Raw genomic sequence first — 15,927 nt, forward strand, 5'->3', positions numbered from 1 at the left:
CGGGCCCGACCAGGCGTCCGGTCCCGCCGGCCGGGGGAGGAGCCGAGGGCCCGGGGAGTGATGGACTTCCCCGGACCCTCGTGCCGCTGACGCCGCGGGGGACGCGGTGGTGTATCTGCGACAGATAGAGAAACGATTCACCCTCGCCGTGGTTACGCGTCGGCCCGGACGGATCCCTCGCGCGGGTGTGTCCCACCCGCCATCCGCCGCCGTGTTCATCCGGTCGGCCGAGCAGCGCAAGCCACGCGCGCCCGGCCGGGCCACGCTGTGTGCAAGGACCGCCACCACCGCACAGACGAGGACCGCACCATGTCCCACAGGCGACGTATCAGCATCCTCGCGGGGGCGGCAGCGCTGCTGCTGTCGGCCACCGCCTGCTCGGGCCTGGGTCGGGGAACCGTCGGCATGCTCACCTTCCGCGGCCACGACTCGCCCGTCGAGCTCAGCTACACCAACACCCCGGTCGTGGGCTGCCACAAGATCGCCATCCCCAAGGGTGCCACCCACGTGGAGAACAACACCCTCGTCGACATCGTGCTGTACCGGACGGAGAACTGTCGCAAGACCGACCGGGCCGACGGCATCTACGTGGCCACCACCCTCTCGAACGTGACGGCGCCCGACAGCCTGCCCTGGCGCAGCTTCAGCGTCATCCACTGAGGGCGGGGCGCGGGCGCCGGTACGCGTCCGTGCGTCCGCCGGTCAGTCCCGCACGGACACGATCTTCCGGGTGGCCAGGTCGGCCTGGACGTAGACCTTCGTCGTGGCGCCGCCGCCCCACGTCAGGGTCACCGTGGCGTTGGTCCTGCCCGTGCCGCTGCCGGTGGAGGCGACCTTCCACTGCAGCGGTACGTTCTGGGCGCGGAGCACGCCGTCCGCGTGGTTCGTCTCCTCCCACTGCCGCAGCTCCGTCCGCAGCGGCTCCGAGAGGTACAGGGCGCGCAGCCGCTCTGCGGTCTGCCCGTCCCCGTCGTAGACCGCGTCGACGTAGGAACCGTAGAAGTCGGCGATGCGGGTGAAGGCCGCCTCCGGGCTGCCCGAGACGGACGGCAACGCCGCGGCCGCCGTGGCCCGCTGCGGCGTGGACCCGTCGCCCGAGGTGGAGGCTGCGGTGGTGGTGGCGAGGGCGAGGGTGAGTACGGCGGCGGCCGCGAGGGTGAGGGAGACGGTTCGCTTGGCTGAGGGCTTGGACATCGGCTGAGCCTTTCCCCGTGCTGAGTGACTGAACGGTTCGACGCACCCCAGGGCCCGCCCGGTTCGCGGAATGTGAGAAATGGCCGAAAAGTCACGCTGGTGGACGCATCGGGCGTGTCCCACGCGGCCCCGCACGCCGATCGGCCCTCCTGGCGCGGCGCGATCCCGTCGTTCTCCCGCGGGCCGGCCGTCCGGGACCGGAATGCCGGGCGGACGCCGGAAGTTGGCACGAGCGCGACACTGACCCAGCAGGCACAGGAGAGCTCATGAAGATCGGCATCATCGGCGCGGGCAACATCGGCGGCAACCTCACCCGCCGGCTCACGGCCCTCGGCCACGACGTCTCCGTGGCGAACTCGCGCGGCCCCGAAACCCTGTCGGCCCTCGCGGCGGAGACCGGCGCCACCCCCGTGACCGTGGCGGAAGCCGCGCGCGGAGCCGAGATCGTCGTGGTCACCATCCCCTTCAAGAACGTACCGGACCTGCCCGCCGGCCTCTTCGACGAGGCGGCCCCGGGCTTCACCGTCATCGACACCGGGAACTACTACCCGCAGCAGCGCGACGGCCGGATCGCCGCCGTCGAGGACGAGGGCCTGACGGAGAGCCGCTGGACCGAACGGCAGCTCGGACACTCCGTCATCAAGGCCTTCAACGGCACCTACGCGCAGGACATCCTCGACCGGCACCGCCCGGCCGGCGCGCCCGACCGGATCGCCCTGCCCGTCGCGGGCGACGACGAGGCGGGGAAGAAGGCCGTCCGCGCCCTGATCGATGAGCTCGGCTTCGACACCGTGGACGCGGGAGGCATCGACGACTCCTGGCGCCAGCAGCCGGAGACCCCCGTCTATGGGCTCCGCGAAGGCGTCGACGGCGTCACCAAGGCCCTCGCCGAAGCCTCCCCGGTCCGTCCCGAGGGCTTCCGGGGCTGACCGGCCGAGGGCTCCGGTAGCACCCCGCGCGGTCGCCCGCCCCGCCGCCGCACGCGCCCGGGGCGGGCCGGCCCGCGGCGAGCCCCAACGGGGTCTCATCCGCACCCGACTGACAGGCCGCCAGGGTGGGCAGGGACACCCTGGTCGCGGTTCAGCAGTCCATCGAGGATCCGTCCAGCGCGGACCCCACGGCCACGAGCACTTCCCCGGGCCCTGCGGATCCCACCCGGAGCAGGGCCGGCTCGCCCGCCACGTCCTTGCGGAAACACATGCCCGAGACGCCCCGGAACCGCTCCCGGGCGTCTCCCCGCGTGCCGACCGGTTTCCACCCGTCCGCCGTGGCGGTGTCCCGGTAGTGGGTGATCAGCGCCTGGACGTCTCCGCCGTGGGTGTACACGCTGTCCGCGGCCATCCAGGGGTCCCCGCTGTCGTCCATGCACTGCGCACCGGTCCGGTCCGCCACGAGGGCCGTCCCGGCCGCGGCGGCGGGCGCCACGGCGGAGACCCGCGCCAGCCGCTCCCGTGCGCCGGGTTCCTCACACGCGCCTTCCGAACCGTAGAAGAGCAGGTAGAGCGACCCGGCCAGCAGGCCGAGGCCGGACACACCGCCGATGGTGACGGCCAGGCCCACGATCAGGCCCCGGCGCGGGGAACGTACCGGCACCACGGTGTCGTGTCTCTTCTCTGTCCGACCGCCGGAACCGCCGCGCGGCGGATCATCCAGGTCTTCGTACGAACGGGGAGATGCTAGACGCGGACCTGCACCCGGGTGCGGGAGGGGTGGCACGGCCGGGGTCGCGGCAGGGTGGTTCCGGATCAGGCTCCGGCCGCCGCACGCCGGATCGCGTCGAGCGTGCGCGCCACATCCTCGTCGGTCGTCGACCAGTTGCTCACCGAGATCCGCATGACGCGCCGCCCGTGCCAGGTGGAGCCGCTGATCCACGCCGTGCCGTCGTCGAGCAGCCGGGCGAGCACCCGGTCCGTACGCTCGTCGCCGCCGAACTCGGCGCAGACCTGCGTGAACACCACGTCGTTGAGGACGCTCGCGCCGTCGATCGCGGCGATGCCTTCGGCAAACGCGCAGGCGTGACGGCACAGTCGGTCGACGAGGTCGGCCACCCCCGACCGTCCGAGGGACCTCAGCGCGGCCCACACGGTGAAGGCCCGTCCGCGCCGGGAGAGTTCGGGGACCTTGTCGGCGGGGTCCCCGTGTTCGTGCAGGATGAGGTAGTCGCCGTGCACACCCATCGCGGCCCGCAGCGCGAGCGGGTCGCGCACGATGGCGAGCCCGCAGTCGTAGGGGACGTTCAGCGTCTTGTGGGCGTCCGTCGCCCAGGAGTCGGCCTCCCCGCAGCCCTCCGTCAGGTGTGCGAGGCGCGGGCAGGCGGCGGCCCACAGCCCGAAGGCGCCGTCCACGTGCACCCACGCTTCCGCCCCGCGTGCGGCCCGGATCGTCCCGGCGAAGTCGTCGAAGGCGCCGGAGTGGATGTCTCCGGCCTGGAGGACCACGATCGTGGGGCCCCGGCCGCCGTCCGCCAGGATGTCCCGCAGGGCCTCCGGCTCCATGCGCCCCTGCCCGTCCGCCCGTACCAGCTCGGGGCTGCCGAGACCCAGGTAGCGCAGCGCGAGGTCGACGGCCATGTGCCGGTCCTCGCCGGCGATGACGCGTACGGGCGGGCCGCCCGCGAGTCCGTCGCGGGCGACGTCCCGGCCCGCGCGCCGCAGCACCGCGTCGCGCCCGGCGGCGAGGCAGGTGAAGTTCGCCATCGTGGCCCCCGTGGTGAAGCCGACCGCGCTGTCACCGGGCAGGCCGAGCAGCCTCAGCAGCCACGCGCCGGCGATGTCCTCGACCGCGGTGTACGCGGGCGAGACGGCGCGCATCACGCAGTTCTGGTCCCAGGCGCTGACCAGCCAGTCCGTGGCGAGCGAGGCCGGTTCGGTGCCCCCGATCACGAACCCGTAGAAGCGGCCGCCGGGGAAAGCGGTCAGCCCCGGCTCGCAGGCGGTGGCCAGCAGATCGACGACGTCGGCAGGGGTGCAGGGACCCTCGGGGAGTTCGGCTCCGAGCGCGCGCACGATCTCGTCGACCGAAGCACGTGCGGGAACCGGGCGGTCGGACAGGCCGGCCAGCCAGCGGAGCGCATGGTCGTGTGCTCGTCGCAACGCCGCCTCGCGCGCGTCCATACCTCGGACTATGCGACAGGCACCGCCGCCTCGCAAGCCGGTGCCACGCGAGACCCCGCAGTCGGCAGGGCCAAGGTCTGTGGGTGCCCCAGGCACCGGATCCCGTCCAGGCGCGCCGGGATGCGGAGGAACTTCCAACGCGCCAGCCTCACCCACGCCGTCGACACCGCCTCGGTGCCGGCCGGGCAGCCCGCGCCGGCCGCGCGCCGCCCCGTGGCGGCGTCCGGGGGCATCGCGGGCCGGAGTCAGCCCACCGCCGCCAAAGCGGTGCGCACCACCCGGCACCGTGCCTCGTCCCGCACGATGTCCCCGCCGTAGCGGCGCTCCGAGAGGGGGACCTCCGCCAGCAGGGGCGCCGCCGCCGCGGCGGGCCGGCCGATCGCGCCGAGGGCGGCGTGCAGCTCGGGGAGCAGGGTCGCCACCGTAGTGTCGGCGTCCCCGGTCAGCCGCCAGGCTGCGGCACGCGTCCAGGCCTCAGGCGTCGTGGCGGGCGGCCCTTACGAGGCCTCGCTCCACACCGTGTCGCGCTCGCGCGCCGTCCGGAGGGCGCCGGCCCACCAGACCAGGTCGTCGAGCATCGTCACCGCCGCCTTCTCGGCCGCCCCGGTGTCGTGGGGTCGGCCCGCCTCGTCGAACGGGAACTGGTGGAAGCTGACGGTCTCGCGGATGGTGGCCGCGGCCAGCTCGGCGAAGACCAGGCGCAGTTGCTCGACGGCGCGCAGGCCGCCCGACAGCCCGCCGTAGGACACGAAGCCGACCGGCTTGCGCGCCCAGACGCGCCCGGCGATGTCGATGGCCTGCTTCAGCGAGGCCGGGAAGGAGTGGTTGTACTCGGGGGTGAGCAGTACGTAGGCGTCCGCCTCGGCGAGGCGCTGGACGAAGGCCCGGCCGCGCGGCGTGAGCTCACTGGTCCAGTGGGCCGGGAGGTCGGCGTCGACCAGGTCGATGACGGTGAGCTCGATGTCGGCGCGGGTGGTGGCGACGGCTTCGAACCAGCGGGCGACCGTCGGGCCGAACCTGCCTTCCCGGGTGCTGCCGACGACGAGTGCGATGCGCAGTGGAGTAGTCATGAGCACAGGTTTACGACCTCAAGCCCGCTTGAGGTCAACGCCGGTTCATTGACGGCGGGTCAGCGCACCGGGCGCGCCGGCCGACTGTGCTCCCTCCGACTCCAGCGTCAGCCGGTCCGGCTCCGCCATGGTCAGGACGTAGAGGTTGCCCTTGGGGCAGTCGAAGGTGCCCGTCTGGTCGGTCGGGTGGCTGGTCACCGCCTCGAAGACCGCACTGTCCTGGCGGATCTGGCGCAGTTGGAGGGCTTCCGTGCACCCCAGGTTCCGACCTGTCGAGAGCTCCTTGAGATCACTGACCTGCCGGCCCACGAGTTCCCCCACGGCGGCGGCGTGCAGGGTGACCGTGACGGAGAACTCACCGGCCCGCGCGCGGGTGATGCCGTCCGCCTCCGGAGTGCCGGGGCCGACACCGGTCCAGGTGCCGACCCACGACGCCGGCAGCGACGGACCGGAGGACGACGAGGCGGAAGCGGCGGGGGGAGCGGAAGCGGCGGACGAGGACGGTGCGGGTGAGGTGCCGGCAGGCGCGGCCTTGTCGCCGTCACCGTGCCGCGGGAGCAGGACGGTCACCGCGACGACCGCGGCGAGGACGGCGGCGCCGGCGCCCGCGGTGGCCACGCGGGGCCTACGGGACGCCCACCCGCCGACGCGCCCGGCGGGACCGGGACCGTGGGTGGGGGACGGCGGGGGAGTGCCCGGAGCCGTCCCGGGCGGCTGCGACGGGGCGGGCGCCTGCGGCGGGCCGAGCGGGGAAGGTCCCGTACCCCCGGGGGCGTGGGCGGGTGGCTGCGGGTCGGTGAGGAGCGAACGGAGTGCGGCCTCCCGGCGGCCGACCTCCGTCACCAGGGCCGCGGGCACCGCCCCGCTCCAGCCGCCGTGTTCCTCCTCGGCAGCACCGAGCCGGTCCCGCAGCTCCTCGGCGGTCGGTCGCCGGTCCGGGTCCTTGGCCAGGCACTCCCGGACGAGCGGAAGAAGTACGTCCGGCACGCCGTCCAGCAGGGGCTCGTCGTGCACGATTCGGTACAGGAGGGCCGGCACGTCCAGTTCCTCGCCGCCGCCCAGGAACGGGCTGCGCCCGGTGGCCGCGTACACGAGGACGGCGGCGAGGGAGAACACGTCGGCCGGCGCCGAGGCCACGGATCCGGTCGCCTGCTCCGGCGCGAGGAAGCCGGGCGTGCCGATGACGGCGCCGGTCTGCGTGTAGCGGGGGTCGCGGACCGCGCGGGCGATGCCGAAGTCGATGAGGAAGGGCCGCTCCCGGCCCAGCAGCACGTTCGCGGGCTTGATGTCCCGGTGGACCACCCCCGCCGCCCGTACGGCGACGAGCGCGGCTGCCAGCTCCCGGGCCAGGGACCGTACGGCCGGCGCCGGCAGCGCCCCGTACCGGTGCACCCAGTCGCCCAGCGAAGGCGCGGCGACGTACTCCGTCGCCAGCCACTGCGGGAACGCGCCCGGCCGGCTGAAGTCCACCACCGAGACCGTCCACGCGCTGCGCACGCGGTCGTTGGTGCGGATCTCCCGGTCGAAGCGTTCGGCGAAGTCCGGCTGCAGGCTCAGGTCCCGGTGCACGGTCTTCAGGGCCAGCGGCCGCCCGGAGGCGGTGCGGGCGAGGAACACCTCGCCCATTCCACCCGCGCCGAGCCGCGCCAGCAGGCGGTACCCCCCGATCTCCGGCGGGTCACCGGGCAGCAAAGACTCCACCAACTCCACCTGCTCCCACGACCCTTGCCGACCCGTCCCGTACGGACCGTGCGCGGGGCCACCCTAAAGGACGAGCCCCCGCGGAGCCCGCCCGGGCCGGAAGAGGCCCGCACGGGATCCGCACGAGATCGGGAGGAGGGCCGGAGGAGCTCCGGGGGAGATCCGGGGGAGGTGCGCGAGAGTTCCGGCAGGGTTCCGGAATCGACGGACTACGGGCAGCTCAGGCGGGTGTCGCCCGGGTCGGTCGTGCACGTGTCGGTGCCGAGGCCGCCGTTGGCGGTGTCGTTCCCGGAGACGGAGTCGACCGTGTTGAGCCGGTCGTCGCCGTAGGAGCCGGTCAGTGTGTCGCTGCCGGGCCCGCCGTTCAGGGTGTCGTTCCCGAAGCCCCCGTCGGCGTTGTCGTTTCCGGGTCCGCCGAACACGGTGTCGTTGCCGTAGCCGGCCCTGATGACGTCGTTGCCGCTGAGGGCGCAGATGACGTCGTTGCCGAAGCCGCCGACCAGGTTGTCGGCGCCGCTGGTGCCGACGATCGTGCAGCCGCGCGCGTTGTTGACGGTAGTGACCGCCGTCGCCGTGTTGTCGGCGGGAACCGGGTCGGTCTGCGCGGCGCCGGCCGTGGCCCGGTCGGACAGGGTGCCCGTGGCTCGCGGCTCGGCGACCACCTGCACCGTGGCCTTCGCCCCGGGGGCGAGGGCACCCAGAGCGCAGTCGGCGCCGGTGGCGGTCGTGGTGCAGGTGCCCTGGCCGGGTGTGGCGGACAGGAGTGAGCCGGGTCCGGTGAGGGTGTCGGTCAGTGTGACGCCGGTGGCCGTCGTCGTGGTGCTCGTATTGGTCACCGTCACGGTGTAGGCGGCCTGGTCGCCGAGGCTGACGGTGGCGGGTCCGGTCTTGGTGACGGTCAGGTTCACTCCGGGCGGGGGCGGCGGGGTGGCGGCGACCTGGTAGCGGACCAGACCGCGGTCGTCGCCGGTGTTCCCGGACACGACGATCTTGCCGTCGGACTGCAGGGCCACCGCGCTCGCGGTGTCGAAGAACCCGAAGTAGACGTCGGTGGTCACCTTGCCGCCGGTACCGAAACCGCTGTCCAGGGTGCCGTTGACGTTGTAGCGGGCCACCGCGAAATCGGCCCGGCTGATGCCCGCGGCGACGATCTTCCCGTCGGGCTGCAGGGCGAGGTCGGAGCTTCCGTCCAGGGTGCCGGTCCCGAAATCGGTGGTGACCTTGCCGTCGCCGTCGAAACCGCCGTCGAGCGTGCCGTCGGGGAGGTAGCGGGCCAGTGCGAAGTCGAAGGCGCTGGATCCCGCCGCGACGATCTTCCCGTCGGACTGCACCTGCACCCCGCCGGCCACGTCGGCCTCGGCGAAGGCCGTGGTCACCCTGCCGTCGCCGTCGAAGGAGGTGTCCAGGCTGCCGTCCGCGTGGTAGCGGGCCAGCGCGAAGTCGGAGGCGTTGGCGGGGTAGTTGTAGCCGGCGCGGCCGGCGATGACGATCTTTCCGTCGGCTTGCGTCGTCACGTCGAAGGCGGTCGCCGCGCCCCCCGCGAAGGCGGTGGTCGCCTTGCCGTCGCCGTCGAAGGAGGTGTCGAGGCTGCCGTCCGCGCGGTAGCGGGCGAGCGCGACCTCGGCGCCGCTCATGCCGACGGCGAGAATGCCGCCGTCCGCCTGCACCGTCACCGCGAAGGCCTCCTGCGGGCCCCCGCCGAAGTCGGTGAGGACGACGCCGTCGCCGTCGAAGCCGGTGTCGAGGCTGCCGTCGCTCTGGTAGCGGACCACGGTGAACAGCCCGCCGCTGTCGGGCGCCGCGCTGGTGCCCACCACGACGATCTTGCCGTCCGGCTGCACCGCCACCCCGTTGGCGACGTCGTCACCGTCACCGCGCAGGTCGCTCAGGACCATGCCGTCGCCGCTGAAGGAGGTGTCGAGGCTGCCGTCCGCGAGGTAGCGGGCCACCGCGAAGTCGGCGGCGCCGCCTTGCGGAGGAGTGTTGAGACCGACGGTGACGATCTTGCCGTCGGCCTGCACGACCATGTCACGGCTCTCGTCGTAACCGGCGAAGTCGGTGACGACCCGCCCGTCCCCGTCGAAGGTGGGATCGAGGTCGCCGGGCGCTGCCAGAGCGGCCCCCGGCAGGGTCAGGACGAAGGCCAGGCCGGTGGCGGCCGCGACCGCGGCACGTCCCAGCGTTCTTCTCGGACCGGAAGGGAATGCGGACATGTCGATCTGAGTCCCTCCTGCCCGCTCGCCGCCGCGCAGCGGGCCACCGCCTCCTGTGACGGGCCACAGCCTGTTGGCAGCGGCACGGCCGAGCGCGTGCGGCTGGCCGCGCTGCGCCCTCTGGACGCCCCGAACCACCCGCGCGGGTGAGGGGCCGCGAGCCGACGGCGTCGCCTCAGCCGTTCCACCCACCCGCGTCCCCCGCGCCACCCGGCGACGGACGCACGGCAAGGCGGGTGAACCACTCGGTCGCGAGGATGCGCCCGCGGGCATCGGCGGGGAGGCGCGCAAGGATTCCGGGCAGCGAGCGGTGGCGTTGCACCTCGCTCCGGTGCGCGGTGATGGCGGCCCATTTCCGGTCCAGCCACGGACGTACGTCGACCGTCTCGGTGACCCGCTCGTCAGGAACGCTGCGCACGGCCTTGCCGACGCCGGCCAACAACCCGCCCAGCTCACCGACGCCCGAGTGCGGATGGGTGGCCAGACACAGGGAGCCGGGCTGCCAGGGTTCGCCCGCCTCCGGATAGAGGTGTTCGAGGCCGGCGGCGTGCACGGCCAGCAGGGTGACCCGGTGGGTGTGGACGTGGTCGGGGTGCCCGGTCAGCTGACCGTAGTCGTCGTGCGTGACCACGACGTCGGGCCGGAACGCGCGTACGTGGCGGACGAGCCGTGCCACCGCCTCGTCGAGCGGGGCGTCGATGAACCGCGGCCGCCCCGACGCCGATTCGGGGACGCGCGCATCGGCGTACTCCAACAGCCTCGGCTCACCGGCGCCCAGCACGTGCAGCGCGTCGGCGAGTTCGGCCGCGCGGTGGCTGCCCGGCGTCCAGGTCGCGGTCACGACGGCCGTACGGCCGCCCGAGGCGGCCTGCCGGGCGAGAACGCCGCCCGCGAGCAGGGACTCGTCGTCGGGGTGCGCGAAGACCCCCAGCAGGCTCGACACGGACACGGTCCCTCCAGGCGGGTCACATCGTGGTCGTCGGGGTGTTCCAGCCGGAGACCCGCAGCCGCGGTGCTGTGCCGCGCAGGTCCGCGGTCCGGTAGGTCGCGGTCATTGTCGCCGACTCGCCCGGCCAGAGGGAGACCTGGTTGTCGCTCCACCGGACCGGCAGCACCGGAGTGCCGTCCGCGCCGACGAGGTGGACGTCGGTGAGCAGGGCCGGGGTGGTGCCCGCACCCGTGTGGCGCACGGTCACCGTCGTCGTGGACGTCCCCCTGCCGTCCTGCGTCGTCGACGCGACCGCGGCGACCGCCGTCTGCGGCATCGAGTTCAGCCCCCGCAGGTCGGCGTAGGAGGTGGTCGGCGTGTGATACCAGTCGCTGTTCTCGTAGTCGAGGACGTCCGCCCGGGTGGAGAGCCAGTAGACGTTCCGGCTCACCTCCCGCCCGGCGCCGTCGGTCAGCAGCAGCCGGGCCAGGTACGTGGTGGCCAGGCCCGGGACCGACTCCGGCTCCGGGACCGTGAGCGCGGTGCGGCTCGCGCCGTCGCCCGCGACGCTCAGGCCGGTCACCGTCCGGTCGTACCGCTGCGCGCCGTCCGGGTCGAAGAGCGTCACCCGAGCCGTCAGGCCTGAGGCCGTGGACGGCCGGTTGTTGACGACCGACACCGAGCGGTCGTCGTACCCGTACTGGACGTGCAGCGGCTCGTTCGCCTTCTTCGCGCCGAAGTAGGCGCCGCCCTGGTCCAGGAACCGGTCCACCAACTGCCAGTGCAGGGAGGTCCAGCCGCTGTTGAACATCCAGTAGACGACCCCGGTCGACGGTTCGGAGGCGTCCTTGGCGTTGCGCCCGTAGGCCTCGAACTGCGCGCGTACGTTCTCGTACTGGGCGAGCTGCGCCTTGCGCACGTAGTCGGCGAGGCCGGTCGGGGCGCCGTAGCGGCCGGCCAGCGCCGCGTCGTACAGGCCCAGGGTGGCGAAGGTGCGGGAGGGGGAGCGGTGGTACTGGGCGGCGGACGGGTTCTTCCAGAGGGTCTCCAGCTCGGCCGGTGACATCATGCGGCGCAGCGTGTCGAGGGTCGGTACGTCCGGGCCGGCGCTGGTCTCGGAGTTGAAGCCGGTGGCGCCGCCCTCCCGCTTCCCGTACCAGTAGCCGGGCGGCACCCAGTCGTAGGGTCCCGTCATCTTCATGCCGGAGCGTTCGGTGAGCGGAGCGGAGGAGTCGGAGGCGGCCGCAACCACGGGGGCCGGCCAGTCGGCGGCTCGCAGCGCTTCGACGTAACCCCGCTCGATCGTCTCGTCCGGCGCGAAGTCACTGCCGATCAGGAAGGAGATCACGCTGGGGTGATGGCGGAGCCGGGCCGCTTCGGCGGCCATGGAGGCCCGGGCGACGGGGTAGTCGCCGTCGTCCCATTCCTCCCCGGCCTCGGTGCCGTTGACCTCGCCCTCCCACTTGCTGCAGCACTCCCAGCCGGGCAGCGTCAGGATCCCGTACCGGTCGGCGAGGTCGAAGAACTCGTCGGGCTCGATGTGTCCTTCCAGGCGCAGGGTGTTCAGGCCCAGGTCGAGGGCGTACTTCAGCCGGTCCTCGACGTAGGTGCGGTCCCAGCGCAGGAACGCGTCGGGGGACCAGCCGGCCCCCTTGATCAGCAGCGGCCGGCCGTTGACGCGGTACTGCCGGTCGCCGTCGGCGTTCAGCGGGGCCTGTACGTCGCGGATGCCGAAGGACTGGCGCGCGGTGTCGGAGGCCGCGCCGTCCACGGCCGCGGTCAGGTCGAGCTCGTACAGCGGCTGCTCGCCCATCGCGGCGGGCCACCACACGCGGGGTGCGCCGAGGCGGAGCGCGGGGTGGTCGGCGGGGGAGAAGACCAGGGTCCGCGTCTCGTGCGGGGACAGGGTCACGGTGCGGCTGACGGCGGCCGGACCCGCGGTGCCGGACACCGTGGTGGTCACGGTGGCGGCCGAGTCGTTGCGCACCTGGGCCTTCACGGTCAGGTCGGCGGAGGCCATCGACGGCACGGCCAGGGCCGTCACCACATGTGCGTCGCGCAGGGCGACCGGCCCGCCGCGGCGGACGGTGACGTCACGGACGATGCCCATGTTCTCGTCGGGCGGCGGCTGGAGCCAGTCGAGCCAGCTCATGGTGAGCTGCTTCCGCGGATCGTTGGGCTGGATCCGGAAGGCGACCGTATTGGTGCCCTCCTTGATCAGGTCGGTCACGTCGAACTCGTGCCGGGTGTACGCGCCGGCGACGTCGTCGGCGGTGGCGATCCGGTGGCCGTTGACGTACACGTCGGCCGCGGAGATGACCCCGCTGAAGTCCAGGTGGGTGCGGGCCGTCGTGTCGGCGACGGTGAAATCGGACCGGTACCACCAGGGCACGTCGAAGTCCGCGGCCGCGATCCGCTGCTGCTGGGTGGAGTAGAAGGGGTCGGGGTACGCGCCCGCGGCGAGCAGCGCCGCGAGGACGGTGGAGCGTGCGCCGGCCGGATACCAGCCGGTCGCCGGATATCCGGGGCTGGAGACGGTGGCCGCAGCGTCGGTGACCTCCGCAGTCGACCGGATGGCGTACCCGGCCAGGGCCGTCGTACTGCCGGGGGCGGACGCGACGGCGGTGACGGCGGTGACCGCCGTGACCTGCCGTCCCGGCCCCGGCCCGGACCCGGGGCCCGCAGTGGCCGCCGGCGGTGCGGCCGCCATGGACGGGCCGGCCGCGAGGGCGAGGGCCAGGCCGAGTGCGGCGAGGCCGAGGCGGTGGAACACGGGGCCTCCCGCGGGCCGGGGGAGAGGGACCTGGTGGGACTACCCCTGGGGTATATCGGCATTCACGTCGGCGGAGGTGGACGCCACGCCCGATCCGGACCGACTGCGCCGCCGACCCCGCCTCGCGGCTCAGCGCCGCAGCCCCGCCCGGTCACCCGCCGGTGGCGAACGGGCCGCCGGAGGCGAAGGCCAGCGCGGCGAAGCGCTCACCCATGCGACGGTGCGTCGCGGCGTCCGGGTGGAGCTGGTCGGGCAGCGGCAGCTCGGCGAAGTCCGCCTCCCCGTAGAGGGCCCGGCCGTCGAGGTAGTACAGGTGGGGGTCCTCGGCCGCCCGCTGCCGCACGATCCGGGAGAGTTCGTCCCGGATGACGCCCAGGGTCAGCTTTCCGGCCGCCCGTTCCGCGGGGTCGCCCATGGCGCGGAAGCTGATCCGGCCGGCCTTCAGGTCCTCGAAGTCCGGGGCGCTGGGGCCGGGCGTGTCCTCGTGGATGGGGCAGAGGATCGGCGAGACGACCAGGAGCGGAACTGCGGGGTGGCCTTCGCGGACGGTGTCGAGGAAGCCGTGCACCGCCGGGCCGAAGGCGCGCAGCCGCATCACGTCGGTGTTGACGAGGTTGATGCCGATCTTGATGCTGATCAGGTCGGCGGGGGTGTCACGCACCGCCCGGGCGGTGAACGGGTCGAGCAGCGCGCTGCCGCCCAGACCGAGGTTGGTCAGCTCCACACCGCCGAGGAACCCGGCCACGGCCGGCCAGGTCGCGCTGGGGCTCGCGGCGTCGGAGCCGTGGCTGATCGAGCTGCCGTGGTGGACCCACCGCGCGCGGCCCCGGTCCGGCACGGGTTCGACGGGGGCATCGGTGCGCAGGGCGACCAGCTCGGTCGTCTCGTTGTACGGCAGCCAGATCTCCACGTCCTTGACGCGCTCGGGGAGACCGGCGAACCGGACGGTGCCGACCGGGCCGGTCCGGGTCTCCGCTGAGCCCGTGGCCATGTCGATCGTGAGCAGGTTGCCGCCGCTCACGCGGGCCTGCCCGGCCGGCTGTCCGTCGACGAGGAGGTCGTAGACGCCGTCGGGGCGCGGCGGGGCGCCGACGTACGCGCGCTTCGTGCGCAGTGCGTCGAGCTCGATGACGGTGGCGCGGGTGCGCAGGACCAGGCGCACGCCCGAGGGCTGGGCCTCGGCCATGGCCAGTTGACCGTCGGTGTTCTCGGCGCGGGCCCGGGCGGGCAGCCGGTGCGGCAGCACGCCGAGGGCGGTCCGCTCCAGGTCGAGGGCGCCGCGCAGGAGGTCGGCGGTGATGGGAGTGGTGATCCAGTGGGGTGCGGTGCTCACGGTTCCAGCCTGTGATCTGTGGAGTCTGAGTTGTCGGAGTCGTCCGAGTCGTCCGAGGGGGCTGAGCGGCCGGGTCCGTCGGCGGGCGCGGGCCAGTTCCGCAGCAGGGCGTCGAGGGCGTCGAGGACCCGTGACCAGGATTCCTGTGCGTCGGGGGCGCTGTGGCTGAAGCTTCCGCCCAGCTCCAGGCTGACGTAGCCGTGGAAGACGCTGCCCAGGAGCCGGACGGCGTGGGTCTGGTCGGGTTCCGTCAGGTCGTAGCCGCGCAGGATCGCCCGGGTCATCTGCGCGTGCCGGACGCCCGCGCCGGCGGCCGCGTCGTCGGGGCTGAGCCTCAGCTGGGCCGCGGCGTAGCGGCCGGGGTGTTCCTTGGCGTAGTCGCGGTAGACGTGGGCGAACGCGGTCAGGGCGTCCTTGCCGGCCCGCCCCGCGAGCGCCGCGGCCGCCCGGTCGGCGAGTTCCTCCAGAGCGAGGAGGGCGATCCGGGTCCTGAGGTCCTGGGAGTTCTTCACGTGCGAGTACAGGCTCGCCACCTTGACGTCGAAGTGCCGGGCGAGCGCCGAGACGGTCACCTGGTCGAAACCGACCTCGTCGGCGAGCTCCGCACCCGCCCGGACCAGTCGTTCCGTGGTCAGTCCTACGCGCGCCATCAGCACTCTCCCGTCTACCTATAGCCATTAATAAATTACCTAAAGCTTTTAGGCAAGTCGCGGGCGCGCCCGCGAGAACCGATCGGGGGACAATCGGCCCATGACCGGCGCAGAGCTCTCACCGGACCACACGCCCTCCCCGGGGGAGGGGCGCTACGGCGAGCGGGTCTTCCGGCCCGACGAGGGAGGCGAGGGCGAGCGGATCGACCTCGGAGCCCTCACCTACGACGCGACGACCCTGGCCCGCCTGAAGCTGCTGGGGGCGGGCCCCGGCTGGAACTGCCTGGACGTGGGCGCCGGCACCGGCACGGTCGCGCGCGGCCTGTTGGACGAAGCGGGCGTCGACACGGTCCTCGCCGTGGACCGCGACGTACGGTTCCTCGCGGCGCACCCCGTTCCCGGACTGACGGTGCTGCAGGGGGACGTCACCTCCGACGATTTCGCTCCCGGCCCGTTCCAGCTGGTCCACGCCCGGTTCGTCCTCATGCACCTGCCGTCCCCGCAGCGCATGATCGCCAAGCTGAGCGGACTGCTCGCCCCCGGCGGCGTCCTGGTCGTCAGCGACGCCGTCGACCTCACCACCGCCTCGGCGCCCGTCACCCCCTACACCCGCGCCATGCGGGCCATGTGGGAGGGGCTGCGCGTCAGCATCGGCACCGACGTGTCCCGGGTGCCCGGCCATCCCGAGCTGCTGCGCGAAGCCGGGCTGGAATCCGTGGCGGCCGAGATCCACGTACCACCGCTCCTGCCGGGCAGCGCGATCAGCAGGTTCTGGGCGGAGACCTGGGAGCGGGCACGGGAGGCCATGGTCGGCACCGGCATCGTCGACGACGCACAGCTCGACGAGGCCGTGCGCTACCTGGACTCCCCCCGGTGCACCGGCCTGTCCCCGGGCATGCTCACGGCCTGGGGGTGGAAGGGCGGGACGCCCACGGGTGCGTGATCCTCGGGC

The 15,927-nt window shown here is 73.4% G+C and carries 14 protein-coding genes; 3 read left to right on the forward strand and 11 right to left on the reverse strand.

Annotated elements, in window-relative coordinates; all coding sequences use genetic code 11:
• Positions 1-309: 309 nt before the first annotated feature.
• Entirely contained in the window at positions 310-660 is a 351-nt protein-coding gene (locus ACFYP3_RS09775) for a hypothetical protein (protein WP_388829447.1), read from the forward strand.
• 42 nt (positions 661-702) lie between these two features.
• Here ACFYP3_RS09775 and ACFYP3_RS09780 read toward each other — a convergent pair whose 3' ends face one another.
• Entirely contained in the window at positions 703-1,194 is a 492-nt protein-coding gene (locus ACFYP3_RS09780) for a hypothetical protein (RefSeq protein ID WP_388829450.1), read from the reverse strand.
• Between the two features lie 149 nt (positions 1,195-1,343).
• On the opposite strand from ACFYP3_RS09780, the gene ACFYP3_RS09785 reads away from it, so the two are divergent.
• A complete protein-coding gene (locus tag ACFYP3_RS09785; RefSeq protein ID WP_388829683.1) occupies positions 1,344-2,123 on the forward strand; it encodes an NADPH-dependent F420 reductase in 780 nt (259 codons plus the stop codon).
• A 151-nt stretch (positions 2,124-2,274) separates the two neighbouring features.
• On the opposite strand, the gene ACFYP3_RS09790 is transcribed toward ACFYP3_RS09785, so the two are convergent.
• The 10 genes from ACFYP3_RS09790 to ACFYP3_RS09835 form a co-directional block, all read right to left on the reverse strand.
• A complete protein-coding gene (locus tag ACFYP3_RS09790; RefSeq protein WP_388829453.1) occupies positions 2,275-2,787 on the reverse strand; it encodes a hypothetical protein in 513 nt (170 codons plus the stop codon).
• A gap of 152 nt (positions 2,788-2,939) precedes the next feature.
• Positions 2,940-4,307, reverse strand: a complete 1,368-nt coding sequence (locus tag ACFYP3_RS09795) for a pyridoxal phosphate-dependent decarboxylase family protein (protein ID WP_388829456.1) — start codon at positions 4,305-4,307, stop codon at positions 2,940-2,942.
• 245 nt (positions 4,308-4,552) lie between these two features.
• A complete protein-coding gene (locus tag ACFYP3_RS09800) occupies positions 4,553-4,729 on the reverse strand; it encodes a hypothetical protein (RefSeq protein WP_388829459.1) in 177 nt (58 codons plus the stop codon).
• 75 nt (positions 4,730-4,804) lie between these two features.
• Positions 4,805-5,377 (reverse strand): NADPH-dependent FMN reductase, encoded by a 573-nt coding sequence (locus tag ACFYP3_RS09805; RefSeq protein WP_388829462.1) that lies wholly within the window; start codon positions 5,375-5,377, stop codon positions 4,805-4,807.
• Positions 5,378-5,422: 45 nt separating this feature from the next.
• A complete protein-coding gene (locus ACFYP3_RS09810) occupies positions 5,423-7,078 on the reverse strand; it encodes a serine/threonine-protein kinase (RefSeq protein ID WP_388829465.1) in 1,656 nt (551 codons plus the stop codon).
• 209 nt (positions 7,079-7,287) lie between these two features.
• Positions 7,288-9,291 (reverse strand): calcium-binding protein, encoded by a 2,004-nt coding sequence (locus ACFYP3_RS09815; protein ID WP_388829467.1) that lies wholly within the window; start codon positions 9,289-9,291, stop codon positions 7,288-7,290.
• A gap of 175 nt (positions 9,292-9,466) precedes the next feature.
• Entirely contained in the window at positions 9,467-10,240 is a 774-nt protein-coding gene (locus ACFYP3_RS09820) for a PIG-L deacetylase family protein (protein WP_388829470.1), read from the reverse strand.
• Positions 10,241-10,256: 16 nt separating this feature from the next.
• On the reverse strand, positions 10,257-12,929 hold the full coding sequence (locus ACFYP3_RS09825) for a sugar-binding domain-containing protein (RefSeq protein ID WP_388829686.1): 2,673 nt from the start codon (positions 12,927-12,929) through the stop codon (positions 10,257-10,259).
• A gap of 214 nt (positions 12,930-13,143) precedes the next feature.
• A complete protein-coding gene (locus ACFYP3_RS09830) occupies positions 13,144-14,325 on the reverse strand; it encodes a GDSL-type esterase/lipase family protein (RefSeq protein ID WP_388829473.1) in 1,182 nt (393 codons plus the stop codon).
• Positions 14,322-14,975: a TetR/AcrR family transcriptional regulator gene (locus tag ACFYP3_RS09835; protein ID WP_388829477.1), complete on the reverse strand. Its 654-nt coding sequence runs from the start codon at positions 14,973-14,975 to the stop codon at positions 14,322-14,324. Before ACFYP3_RS09835 ends, ACFYP3_RS09830 begins: the two co-directional genes overlap by 4 nt.
• 100 nt (positions 14,976-15,075) lie before the next feature.
• Between ACFYP3_RS09835 and ACFYP3_RS09840 the strand changes: the two genes are divergently transcribed.
• Positions 15,076-15,918: a class I SAM-dependent methyltransferase gene (locus tag ACFYP3_RS09840; protein ID WP_388829480.1), complete on the forward strand. Its 843-nt coding sequence runs from the start codon at positions 15,076-15,078 to the stop codon at positions 15,916-15,918.
• Positions 15,919-15,927 lie beyond the last annotated feature (9 nt).

Source organism: Streptomyces sp. NPDC005533 (assembly GCF_042871845.1).
GTDB lineage: Bacteria > Actinomycetota > Actinomycetes > Streptomycetales > Streptomycetaceae > Streptomyces.